The 12,402-nt window shown below is 40.4% G+C and carries 9 protein-coding genes and 5 tRNA genes; 11 read left to right on the top strand and 3 right to left on the bottom strand.

Annotated features, from left to right (window positions below; all coding sequences use genetic code 11):
• Positions 1–79: 79 nt before the first annotated feature.
• The 9 genes from HMPREF2637_RS04710 to HMPREF2637_RS04670 all read left to right on the top strand — a co-directional run bounded on the left by HMPREF2637_RS04710 (position 80) and on the right by HMPREF2637_RS04670 (position 7,702).
• Positions 80–150: transfer RNA gene (locus HMPREF2637_RS04710), tRNA-Trp, on the top strand.
• Between the two features lie 11 nt (positions 151–161).
• Positions 162–234 (top strand) — tRNA-His (locus HMPREF2637_RS04705).
• Between the two features lie 8 nt (positions 235–242).
• Positions 243–314: transfer RNA gene (locus HMPREF2637_RS04700), tRNA-Gln, on the top strand.
• A 9-nt stretch (positions 315–323) separates the two neighbouring features.
• Positions 324–407, top strand: a tRNA-Leu gene (locus HMPREF2637_RS04695).
• Positions 408–458: 51 nt separating this feature from the next.
• Positions 459–4,853 (top strand): PolC-type DNA polymerase III, encoded by a 4,395-nt coding sequence (locus tag HMPREF2637_RS04690; protein ID WP_064524486.1) that lies wholly within the window; start codon positions 459–461, stop codon positions 4,851–4,853.
• 163 nt (positions 4,854–5,016) lie between these two features.
• Positions 5,017–6,258 carry an aminopeptidase gene (locus tag HMPREF2637_RS04685; protein ID WP_064524489.1) on the top strand — a complete coding sequence of 414 codons (1,242 nt, stop codon included), beginning with the start codon at positions 5,017–5,019 and terminating at the stop codon, positions 6,256–6,258.
• A gap of 19 nt (positions 6,259–6,277) precedes the next feature.
• A complete protein-coding gene (locus tag HMPREF2637_RS04680; protein WP_002889604.1) occupies positions 6,278–6,508 on the top strand; it encodes a GlsB/YeaQ/YmgE family stress response membrane protein in 231 nt (76 codons plus the stop codon).
• A 132-nt stretch (positions 6,509–6,640) separates the two neighbouring features.
• Positions 6,641–7,069 carry a MarR family winged helix-turn-helix transcriptional regulator gene (locus HMPREF2637_RS04675; RefSeq protein ID WP_064524490.1) on the top strand — a complete coding sequence of 143 codons (429 nt, stop codon included), beginning with the start codon at positions 6,641–6,643 and terminating at the stop codon, positions 7,067–7,069.
• An 87-nt stretch (positions 7,070–7,156) separates the two neighbouring features.
• The gene (locus tag HMPREF2637_RS04670) at positions 7,157–7,702 is read left to right on the top strand and encodes an NAD(P)H-dependent oxidoreductase (RefSeq protein WP_064524491.1); all 546 of its coding nucleotides are present in this window, start codon (positions 7,157–7,159) and stop codon (positions 7,700–7,702) included.
• 87 nt (positions 7,703–7,789) lie between these two features.
• Here the strand turns inward: HMPREF2637_RS04670 and HMPREF2637_RS04665 are convergent.
• The 3 genes from HMPREF2637_RS04665 to ahpC form a co-directional block, all read right to left on the bottom strand.
• Positions 7,790–7,860, bottom strand: a tRNA-Cys gene (locus HMPREF2637_RS04665).
• A 175-nt stretch (positions 7,861–8,035) separates the two neighbouring features.
• Complete coding sequence (gene ahpF, locus HMPREF2637_RS04660; RefSeq protein ID WP_004182171.1) at positions 8,036–9,568, bottom strand: alkyl hydroperoxide reductase subunit F; 1,533 nt, start codon at positions 9,566–9,568, stop codon at positions 8,036–8,038.
• Positions 9,569–9,584: 16 nt separating this feature from the next.
• Entirely contained in the window at positions 9,585–10,145 is a 561-nt protein-coding gene (ahpC, locus tag HMPREF2637_RS04655) for an alkyl hydroperoxide reductase subunit C (protein ID WP_064524492.1), read from the bottom strand.
• Between the two features lie 272 nt (positions 10,146–10,417).
• Between ahpC and rpsB the strand changes: the two genes are divergently transcribed.
• Both rpsB and tsf read left to right on the top strand, forming a co-directional pair.
• Positions 10,418–11,185: a 30S ribosomal protein S2 gene (gene rpsB / locus HMPREF2637_RS04650; protein ID WP_002886342.1), complete on the top strand. Its 768-nt coding sequence runs from the start codon at positions 10,418–10,420 to the stop codon at positions 11,183–11,185.
• Positions 11,186–11,295: 110 nt separating this feature from the next.
• Positions 11,296–12,336, top strand: a complete 1,041-nt coding sequence (gene tsf / locus HMPREF2637_RS04645) for a translation elongation factor Ts (RefSeq protein WP_002886343.1) — start codon at positions 11,296–11,298, stop codon at positions 12,334–12,336.
• Positions 12,337–12,402 lie beyond the last annotated feature (66 nt).

The raw sequence follows: 12,402 nt of genomic DNA, 5'->3' as shown, positions 1-12,402 counted from the left end.
TAGCGAAGAGGCTAAACGCGGCGGACTGTAAATCCGCTCCTTCGGGTTCGGGGGTTCGAATCCCTCCCCTTCCATAGTAACGGGCATAGTTTAAAGGTAGAACTAAGGTCTCCAAAACCTTCAGTGTGGGTTCAATTCCTACTGCCCGTGTTAGTAAGGTGGCGAATGTGGTGAAGTGGTTAACACATCAGATTGTGGCTCTGACATTCGGGGGTTCGATTCCCCTCATTCGCCTATATTTTTGGGGTATAGCCAAGCGGTAAGGCAAGGGACTTTGACTCCCTCATGCGTTGGTTCGAATCCAGCTACCCCAGTTATACTTTGCCGGCGTGGCGGAATTGGCAGACGCGCTGGACTCAAAATCCAGTGTCCGCAAGGACGTGCCGGTTCGACCCCGGCCGCCGGTATAAGTTACACTCCTTTAGGAGTGTTTTTTTGTCTATAGGAGTTTAATTTTTATGTCTGATAAATTTCAGCTTCTCTTAAAACAAATTCGTTTTCCTGAGGAACACGATGCTTTTAAAGAAATTAAAGATGGTTCTATCGAAACAGTAAAACTATTTAAATCAAAACGGCAGTGGTTTTTTGTTTTTTCTTTTCGTAGTGTTCTTTCTTATGAGTCTTTTGTGCTTTTTGATAGTTTACTTCATTCTTCCTTCGATTCTTTAGGTGCCAAAGCTTCTTTTGAGATTCGTTTACTTTCTACTTCTTGTGATGATTCTTTACTTGGAGACTATTTTTCATATGCCTTAGATAGTTTAAAATTTTCTCACTTTTCTATTTATTCTTTATTCTCAAATCTAAAGGTTGAAATTTCAAATAATAGTATTTGTGTTAAGGCTCCAGCGCATATTATTAAAGAAAATTTACAGGATAGATTTATTTCTTTGATTTCTAAATCTCTTTCTCAAGTTGGTTTATCTGATGTATCAATTTCTGTTCTTGAAGATAAGGAAGCGTCATCTTCGATAGAAGAGGCTTACGAAACAAACAAGGTTTCTTTACAAGAACAAGCTGAATCTCAGGCAAGACAGGCTCTTCAATCAATTCTTGAGAGTGCTCCAGCACCGAAACCTGTGAACGAACTGGTCCAAAATTTTGCTGAGAAACAAAGTCAACGTCAAGCTAGTTTTGATAAGGCTGAAATAACGCCAATGGTTGATATTAATTCTGAAGAGAATCGTGTTGTTTTTGAAGGATATATTTTTGATGTAGAGCAACGTGAAACTAAGACGGGTCGAATTATTATTAATTTCAAGGTAACTGATTATACCTCTAGTTTTGCAATGCAGCGCTGGGTTAAAGATAGTAATGAGCTTGCTAAGTTCGATATGATAAAAAAAGGTAACTGGGTAAGAGTTCGCGGTCGTATTGAGAATAATCCTTTCACTCATAGTCTGACAATGAATGTACAAGATATCAAAGAGATTTCGCACACACCTCGCAAGGATTTGATGCCTGAGGGACAAAAGCGTGTGGAATTTCATGCACATACTAACATGTCGACTATGGATGCCATGCCAACTGTGGAAGAGCTTATTGATACTGCTGCTTCTTGGGGGCATCCAGCTGTTGCTATAACTGATCACGCTAATGTTCAGAGTTTTCCTCATGGCTACCATAGGGCTAAGAAAGCTGGTATTAAAGCTATTTTTGGTCTTGAAGCCAATCTTGTTGAGGATAAAGTTCCTATTGTTTATAATTCCCAGAATTTGGATTTAAAAGAAGCAACTTATGTTGTATTTGACGTAGAGACAACGGGCTTGTCTGCTGTTCATAATGATTTGATTCAGATTGCCGCATCAAAAATGCATAAAGGTAATATTATTGAGCAGTTTGATGAATTTATAGACCCAGGGCATCCTCTTTCTGCTTTTACTACTGAGTTGACAGGTATTACTGATAATCATGTAAAAGGTGCTAAACCTTTAGTCCAGGTTTTACAGGAGTTTCAAGAATTCTGTCAAGGAACTGTGCTAGTAGCCCATAATGCGACCTTTGACGTTGGTTTTATGAATGCCAATTATGAAAGACATCAGTTACCAACAATTTCACAACCAGTTATTGATACTTTAGAATTTGCACGAAATCTTTATCCTGAGTATAAGCGTCATGGTTTGGGTCCTTTGACGAAGCGGTTTGGTGTGGCTTTGGATCACCACCATATGGCCAATTATGATGCGGAAGCAACGGGCCGTTTGTTGTTTATCTTCATAAAAGATGTGTTTGATAAGCACGGTTTGACTAATTTGGAACAGTTGAACACGGATTTGGTTTCTGAAGATTCGTATAAAAAGTCTCGTGTTAAACATGCGACGCTGTATGTTCAGAATCAAACTGGCTTGAAGAATATCTTTAAGTTGGTAAGTTTATCAAATGTCTCATACTTTGAGGGGGTAGCACGTATTCCTCGTACGGTCTTAGATGAGTATCGTGAGGGAATCATTGTAGGTTCTGCTTGTGCTGATGGTGAGGTTTTTGATACGCTTCTGTCTCATGGTATTGAAAAGGCAGTTGAAGTTGCTAAATATTATGACTTTATTGAAGTTATGCCACCAGCGATTTATGCACCATTGATTGCGAAGGACTTAATTAAGGATGAGGTGGCTATAGAACAACTGATTCGAGATCTGATTGAAGTTGCTAATCGTCTGGACAAGCCTGTGCTTGCTACAGGAAATGTACATTATATCAATCCTGAGGATGCGATTTATCGTGAAATCATTGTTCGTGCTTTGGGACAAGGAGCAATGATTAATAGGCCAATCGGTAAGGGAGAAAATGCAAAACCTGCTCCTTTACCTGAAGCGCATTTTAGAACAACGAATGAGATGCTAGATGACTTTGCCTTTTTGGGAAAAGACTTAGCCTATGAAATTGTTGTAACTAATACGCAGGCTATGGCAGAACAAATTGAAGAGGTCGAGGTTGTCAAAAAAGACTTGTACACACCTTTCATTGATCGTGCGGAAGAACAGGTTGCGGAGATGACATATGCTAGAGCGTTTGAGCTCTATGGTAATCCTTTGCCTGATATTATTGATCTGCGAATTGAGAAAGAGTTGTCCTCAATTCTTGGTAATGGTTTTGCCGTAATTTACCTGGCTTCGCAGATGCTGGTTAACCGTTCAAATGAACGTGGGTACCTAGTTGGTTCGCGTGGATCTGTCGGTTCTAGTTTTGTTGCGACGATGATTGGAATTACTGAGGTTAATCCGATGCCGCCACACTATTTATGTCCTAAATGTCAACACTCAGAGTTCATTACAGATGGTTCTTATGGATCTGGCTTCGATTTGCCTGATAAGGAGTGTTCGGAATGTGGAACGGAGTATAAAAAAGATGGTCAGGATATTCCTTTCGAGACTTTCCTAGGTTTTGATGGGGATAAGGTTCCGGATATCGATTTGAACTTTTCCGGTGATGATCAACCATCAGCCCACTTGGATGTTCGTGATATTTTTGGAGAGCAATATGCTTTTCGTGCTGGAACAGTAGGTACTGTTGCAGATCGGACGGCTTATGGTTTTGTCAAAGGTTACGAACGTGACTACAATAAGTTTTACCGAGATGCCGAGGTCGACCGTTTAGCCATGGGGGCTGCTGGTGTTAAGCGAAACACAGGTCAGCACCCGGGTGGTATCGTTGTTATTCCAAATTATATGGATGTCTATGATTTCACACCTGTTCAATATCCGGCAGATGATGTAACGGCTGCCTGGCAGACGACTCACTTTAACTTCCACGATATTGATGAGAACGTGTTGAAGCTTGATATTCTGGGACATGATGATCCGACTATGATTCGTAAGTTGCAGGATTTATCAGGAATTGATCCAAAAGATATTCGAGCAGATGATCCAGATGTAATGAAACTTTTTTCAGGGACTGATATTTTAGGGGTAACACCTGAACAGATTGGGACACCAACGGGAATGTTGGGAATCCCTGAGTTTGGGACTAACTTTGTTCGTGGTATGGTCGACGAGACGCATCCGACGACCTTTGCGGAACTCTTACAGTTATCTGGTTTGTCCCACGGAACAGACGTTTGGTTAGGTAATGCACAAGATTTGATTAAGGAAGGTATCGCCACTCTGAAAACAGTTATCGGTTGTCGTGATGATATCATGGTATACCTAATGCATGCGGGATTAGATCCTAAGATGGCCTTCACCATTATGGAACGTGTGCGTAAGGGAATGTGGTTGAAAATTTCTGAAGAAGAGCGAAATGGCTATATTCAAGCCATGCGTGAAAATAATGTTCCAGACTGGTACATTGAATCTTGTGGTAAAATCAAGTACATGTTCCCTAAAGCCCATGCGGCAGCCTACGTTATGATGGCCCTGCGTGTAGCTTATTTCAAAGTGCACCATCCTATTTATTACTATTGTGCCTATTTCTCAATTCGAGCTAAAGCATTTGAGCTTAAGACGATGTCTGCGGGTCTTGATGCTGTTAAAGCTCGAATGGAAGATATTAAGGAGAAGCGCCAACGAAATGAAGCGACTAATGTTGAAAATGACTTATTTACAACGCTTGAAATTGTCAATGAAATGTTAGAACGTGGCTTTACCTTTGGTCAGTTGGATCTTTATAAGAGTCAGGCAACTGAATTTCTGATTGAAGGAGATACTTTGATTCCACCGTTTATTGCACTTGAAGGTTTGGGTGAGAACGTTGCTAAGCAAGTGGTTGCTGCACGTGAAGAAGGTGAATTCCTTTCCAAGACAGAATTGCGTAAACGAGGAGGCCTATCATCAACCTTGGTTGAAAAATTGGATGAAATGGGAATCCTAGGAAATATGCCAGAAGATAATCAATTAAGTCTTTTTGACGATTTCTTTTAATAGCTAAAGAGAATCGTCATCAACTTTGAGAGAATGGAGTCAGTCTCTGTTCTCTTTTTGTTTAGGGGTCTGCATGTGATGCTAAAAAGCCAAAGCTGAGAGGAAACCTTTTTCTTCGTCTTATGGTATACTGATAGAAAATTATAGTTTCAAGGAGTTAATTATGGTTTTACCAAATTTTAAAGAAAATCTTGAGAAATATGCTAAATTACTGGTTGCTAATGGGATTAATGTACAACCTGGTCACACAGTGGCCTTGAGCATTGATGTAGAACAAGCAGAGCTAGCACACCTCTTAGTTAAAGAAGCCTATGCTCTAGGAGCAGCTGAGGTAATTGTTCAATGGTCAGATGATATTATTAATCGCGAGCGCTTCTTGCATGCTGATATGGACCGCATCGAAGAGGTTCCTGCCTATAAAAAAGCTGAAATGGAATATTTGTTAGCCAAGAAAGCAAGTCGTTTAGGTGTTCGTTCATCAGATCCGGGCGCCCTTAATGGTGTAGCTCCTGAACGTTTATCTGCTCATGCTAAGGCTACTGGAGTGGCCTTTAAACCTATGCAGGTGGCAACTCAGTCTAATAAGGTTAGTTGGACGGTAGCTGCTGCAGCTGGTAAAGAATGGGCTAAGAAAGTCTTTCCTGATGCTTCGAGTGATGAGGAAGCTGTAGATTTACTTTGGGATCAAATTTTCAAGACGTGTCGTGTCTATGAAGAGGACCCTGTACGTGCCTGGAAGGAACATGCTGACCGTTTGGATGCTAAAGCACGCCTACTCAATGAGGCACAATTCTCAGCTTTGCACTACCAAGCACCTGGAACAGATTTGACTCTAGGATTGCCTAAAAACCATGTTTGGGAGTCTGCAGGTGCCATCAATGCACAAGGTGAAGGCTTCCTTCCTAATATGCCAACAGAAGAGGTCTTTACGGCACCTGATTTTCGTCGTGCAGATGGTTATGTCTCAAGTACAAAGCCTCTAAGTTACAATGGTAATATTATCGAGGGAATCAAGGTAACCTTTAAAAACGGTGAAATTGTAGATATCACAGCGGACCAAGGTGACGAAGTGATGAAGAATCTCGTCTTCAACAATAATGGGGCGCGTGCTCTAGGTGAATGTGCCTTGGTACCAGATCCAAGTCCTATCTCACAGTCAGGAATCACCTTCTTTAATACTCTTTTTGATGAGAATGCGTCCAACCACCTAGCTATTGGAGCAGCCTATGCTACCAGTGTTAAGGGTGGAGCAGACATGACAGAAGAGGAGCTTAAGGAAGCTGGACTTAATCGTTCTGATGTACACGTAGACTTTATGATTGGTTCAAATCAAATGGATATTGATGGTATCCGCCAAGATGGTAGTCGTGTACCGATCTTCCGAAATGGGGATTGGGTAATCTAAGTATGATGGAGAATTTATCATGATTGGAAGTATGATAGTTGGTTTTCTCATTGGCCTTATTGCCTCTGCTATATCAAATAGGGGTGAACGTATGGGCTGTATTGGTAAGACCTTTGTTGGATGGCTAGGTGCTTTTGTTGGTCAGCTTCTTTTTGGAAATTGGGGACCGATGCTAGCAGATACTGCTATCGTTCCATCAGTACTAGGTGCTGTTATCTTATTAGCCCTTTTTTGGAATCGTAATAGTTAGAAATGAAAGAGTTCTGAGGTATTGGTTAGATATCTAAGGACTCTTTTTTCTTATTTTTTCATTTTCATATACCACTTTTAGAAAAACTGTGGTAGAGTAATAAAAACAGCATCTATTTGGAAAGGACTAGAAATGAGTGACTTAGATAAAAACATGGCTGTAAAAAGTATGGTAGTTATGCGTAAGGCTTTTCGTACCATCGATGCCAAGGTTTCTGAGACCTTTAAAGAATTTAATTTGACACCAACTCAATTTGGTGTCATGGACGTGCTTAATTCCAAAGGACGTATGAAGATTGGCGAATTAATTGACCGCATGCTTGCCACCTCCGGGAATATGACTGTCGTCATTAAAAATATGGAGAAAAAGGGCTGGTTGACACGAGAAGCTTGCCAAACAGATAAGCGTGCTTTCGAGGTTGATTTGACGGATGAGGGCCGTCGTATTATTCAAGCAGCAATCCCGCCACATCAGCGAGCTATTGAGGAGACTTTTTCCGTTCTAACACCTGAAGAACAGGAACAGTTGGTAGAGCTCCTGAAAAAATTTAAGAATGTCTGAGCATATTTCTTTATATTTCTAATGGAATCCTATATATTACTATATAGTAGTAAATATCAATTGTTAGAAATACAAAGGAAGTGTATTATGAAAAACATTCTATTTATCGTTGGGTCTCTTCGCAAGGGATCATTTAACCACCAATTAGCAGAAGAAGCTGAGAAAATGCTAGCTGGTAAAGCTAATGTTTCTTATCTTGACTATAGTCAAGTACCTGTTTTTAATCAGGATTTAGAAAGTCCAGTTCTTCCAGTTTTGGCAGAAGTTCGAGAGCAGGTCTTGGCAGCAGATGCAATCTGGATTTTCTCACCGGTTTATAATTTCTCAATTCCTGGGCCAGTGAAAAATTTGCTTGACTGGTTGAGCCGCGCCCTTGACCTATCAGATCCTTCAGGACCATCAGCTCTTCAAGATAAGATTGTAACCGTATCATCAGTTGCTAATGGTGGTCACAATCAACTTTTTGATGTCTACAAAGAATTGTTACCATTTATCCGTACCCAAGTGGTTGGTGATTTTACAGCGACACGTGTAAATGATACAGCCTGGGTGGATGGAAAATTCGTAGCAACAGCAGAAGTTCTTGAAAGCCTTCAGACTCAAGCAGAGGCTTTGGTTGAAGCGATTAAATAAGAATAACGAATACCCGAGGTATCTAGCTTTGGGTATTTTTATATGCAACAATGAAAAAAGACACCCTAAGGTGTCCTCGTATTATGAAGGCGGTAGACGGATTTGAACCGACGATCAAGCTTTTGCAGAGCCGTGCCTTACCACTTGGCTATACCGCCATAACAGATACCATTCTATCGAAAAAACAAAGATTCGTCAAGTCTCTTTCATCAAATTGGCTGGTTGATTGTTCAAACTGCCTATTTACAAGAAATATAAAGAGGCTGAAAGACATTCAACCTCTTCATATTAATTATAACTGTTGTAGATTGATTACTAACATGTTAGTGTTGATTATTGTCTAATCAAGTAATCAAAGGCTCCAATAGCAGCTGTAGCACCAGACCCCATGGAGATAATGATTTGCTTGTAGGCGCTATCTGTACAGTCACCTGCAGCAAAAATACCAGGGATATTTGTTGAACCAAATTTATCAACGATAATTTCTTGGCGCTCATTGAGTTCAATGCCACTATCTTTGAGCCAAGCAGTACTTGGTACAAGACCAATTTGAACAAAGACACCTTCAAGATCAAGATGTTTTTCTGCGTTTGTATCACGCTCAACGTAATTCAAACCAGTTACATGATCTTGACCAACAATTTCTTTGGTTGCAACGTTCTTAAGAATGGTTAGATTATCAGTTTTAGCAGCTCTTTCTTGTAAGACTTGATCTGCCTTTAATTCAGGTAAGAACTCTAAGACCGTAACATGTTTAGTGATACCAGCTAAATCTAAAGCCGCTTCCAAACCTGAGTTACCACCACCAATAACTGCAACATTCTTCCCTTCAAATAGTGGACCATCGCAGTGTGGACAGTAAGTAACCCCTTTATTGCGGAATTCTTCCTCGCCAGGAACGTTGATATTACGCCATTTGGCTCCGAGAGCTAGGATAGCAGTTTTGGATTTTAAAACGGCACCGTTAGCCAGTGTCACTTCAATAAGTTCTTTCTTCTCAATGCCAGTAGCTAATTGACTTTTGATGATATCAACATCATAAGATTTCGTATGCTCCTCAACTTGGGCCATTAACTTAGGACCTTCTGTATATAGCGTACCAATCATGTTCTCAATGCCGACTGTCTCGATAACTTGTCCACCAAAGGTTTCTGCTAAAAGACCAGTTTTTAAACCTTTACGGGCAGCATAGATGGCCGCACTGTTTCCAGCAGGACCACCACCAATAACCAAAACATCATAGACACCTTTATCAGCGAAAGCATCAGCATCAAGTGGTCCGTCTAATTTTTCTACAAGCTGTTCAATGGTTGCACGACCAGATGTAAATTCTTCTTGGTCTTTGTAAACCGTAGGAACAGACATGATACCTTTGGCTTTGACCTCATCCTGATACATACCACCTTCAATCATGGTGTGAGTGATATTTGGGTTCAAAACAGCCATTATATTAAAGGCTTGAACAACGTCCGGACAATTGTGACATGTTAATGAAACATAAGTTTCTAAATCGATGGGTTTATCAATCTTCTTGATACGTTCGATAGTGTCCTCATCAACTTTAGGTGGACGACCAGAAACTTGCAAGAGAGCTAAAATGAAAGATGTGAATTCGTGGCCCATTGGTAAGCCTGAGAAAATAACACGACTTTTTTGCCCTTTTTGTGCAATACCAAAACTAGGTTGACGTTTTAAATGTGTTGATTCAAGACTAATGCGGTCAGACATAGCGGCAATCTCGTCAAGAAATTCTTTTACTTTTCGAGAATTATCGTCATCCCCTAAGTCTGTTTGTAATACAATATCAGATTCTAGTAAATTTAAATATTGTGCTAATTGCGTCTTGATTTCTTTATCTAAGACCATGGATACCCCCTGGTTGTTAAATTTTACCTACAAGATCTAAGCTAGGAGTAAGTGTTTCAGCTCCTTCTTTCCATTTGGCTGGACAAACTTCACCTGGATGTTGGCGAATATATTGAGCAGCACGAACTTTATCAATAAGAGTGCTTGCATCACGTCCAATACCATCAGCGTTAATTTCCATCATTTGGATAACGCCATCTGGATCAATGATAAATGTACCACGTTGTGCGAGACCATCTTCCCCAAGAACATCAAAGCCTTGTGAGATGTGGTGTGAAGGATCTCCAATCATAGGGTAAGTAATAGTTCCAACAACATTTGAGTCATCATGCCAAGCTTTGTGAACAAAGTGAGTGTCAGTAGAGACAGAGTAAACCTCTACACCAAGAGATTTAAGAGCTTCATATTGTTCTTGAAGGTCACCGAGTTCAGTTGGGCAGACAAATGAGAAATCTGCAGGGTAGAAGCAGAAAACAGCCCATTTTCCCTTAACATCTTCATCTGTAACAGTAATGAATTCCCCGTTGTGATAAGCTTGTGCTGAAAATTCAATAATTTCTTTTCCGACTAATGACAAAATAATGTCCTCCTCTATTTTTGATAGCCTAATTATAAACGAAATACTTATCAACCTCAAAGAAAACGATTGCAATTTTAATGCGGGTGGATTTTTTCTAATGATTAGCCTGATTTTAGAGCTTGTCAAATGTCACTTTTTTTGATAAAATACTATAGTTGCGTAAAGTGACAAATACTCATTCTAAGCCGATTGTGGTCTTGTTGCCGCAGGGTGGGACTGCAAGTCTAAAGCTTAGAAGAGGAAAAAACAATTTTTAAGGAGAAATACTCATGGCAGTAATTTCAATGAAACAACTTCTTGAGGCTGGTGTTCACTTCGGTCACCAAACTCGTCGCTGGAATCCTAAGATGGCTAAGTACATCTTCACAGAACGTAACGGAATCCACGTTATCGACTTGCAACAAACTGTAAAAATGGCTGATACAGCTTACGAATTCGTTCGTGAAGCAGCAGCTAACGATGCAGTAATCTTGTTCGTTGGTACTAAAAAACAAGCAGCTGAAGCAGTAGCTGAAGAAGCAACTCGTGCTGGTCAATACTACATCAACCACCGTTGGTTGGGTGGTACTCTTACAAACTGGGATACTATCCAAAAACGTATCGCTCGTTTGAAAGAAATCAAACAAATGGAAGCTGATGGAACTTTCGAAGTTCTTCCTAAGAAAGAAGTTGCACTTCTTAACAAACAACGTGCACGTCTTGAAAAATTCTTGGGTGGTATCGAAGATATGCCTCGCATTCCAGATGTAATCTACATCGTTGACCCACACAAAGAACAAATCGCTGTTAAAGAAGCTAAAAAACTTGGTATCCCAGTTGTAGCGATGGTTGATACAAACGCTGATCCAGATGAGATCGATGTAATCATCCCAGCTAACGATGACGCTATCCGTGCCGTTAAATTGATCACTTCAAAAATGGCTGATGCTATCATCGAAGGTAACCAAGGTGAAGATGCTTCTGCAGATTTCCAAGAAGCAGCTGCAGCTGATTCAATCGAAGAAATCGTTGAAGTTGTCGAAGGTGACAACAACTAATCTTTAAGATTGGTTTGGGCTCAATGCCCACTAAAGATACGACAAACACCTAAGGGGCGGGGCTCAGCCCTGCCCCTTAGTTTGATAAAATAAATTTGGAGAAAAACAAAATGGCAGAAATTACAGCTAAACTTGTTAAAGAATTGCGTGAAAAATCTGGTGCTGGTGTCATGGACGCTAAAAAAGCATTGGTTGAAGTTGAAGGTGATATCGAAAAAGCGATTGAATTGCTTCGCGAAAAAGGTATGGCTAAAGCAGCTAAGAAAGCTGACCGTGTTGCAGCTGAAGGTTTGACTGGTGTTTACGTTAACGGTAACGTTGCAGCAGTTGTTGAAGTTAACGCTGAAACTGACTTCGTTGCGAAGAACGCTCAATTCGTTGAGTTGGTAAACGAAACAGCTAAAGTAATTGCTGAAGGTAAACCAGCTAACAATGAAGAAGCACTTGCATTGACTATGCCTTCAGGTGAAACTCTTGAAGCTGCATACGTAACTGCTACAGCTACTATCGGTGAAAAGATTTCATTCCGTCGTTTTGCAGTTGTTGAGAAAACTGATGCACAACACTTCGGAGCTTACCAACACAACGGTGGACGTATCGGTGTTGTTTCAGTTATCGAAGGTGGAGACGATGCTCTTGCAAAACAAATCTCAATGCACATTGCAGCGATGAAACCAACTGTTCTTTCATACACTGAATTGGACGAACAATTTGTTAAAGATGAATTGGCACAACTTAACCACGCTATCGATCAAGATAACGAAAGCCGTGCTATGGTTAACAAACCAGCTCTTCCACACCTTAAATATGGTTCTAAAGCTCAATTGACTGATGCTGTTCTTGCTCAAGCTGAAGAAGATATCAAAGCTGAGTTGGCTGCTGAAGGTAAACCAGAAAAAATCTGGGATAAAATCATCCCAGGTAAAATGGACCGCTTCTTGCTTGACAACACTAAAGTTGACCAAGCTTACACTCTTCTTGCTCAAGTTTACATCATGGACGACAGCAAAACAGTTGAAGCTTACCTTGAATCAGTAAACGCTTCAGTAGTAGAATTCGTTCGCTTTGAAGTTGGTGAAGGTATTGAAAAAGCATCTAACGACTTTGAATCAGAAGTTGCAGCTACAATGGCAGCAGCCCTTAACAACTAATTCTAGTTGCTAGATAAAAAGAAAAGAAGTTACGTGAATGAATCGTAACTTCTTTTTGTTGTAATT

Origin of the sequence: Streptococcus sp. HMSC065H07 (genome assembly GCF_001837325.1) — a bacterium.
GTDB lineage: Bacteria > Bacillota > Bacilli > Lactobacillales > Streptococcaceae > Streptococcus > Streptococcus salivarius_H.
This window is presented reverse-complemented; position numbering and strand designations above follow the sequence as displayed.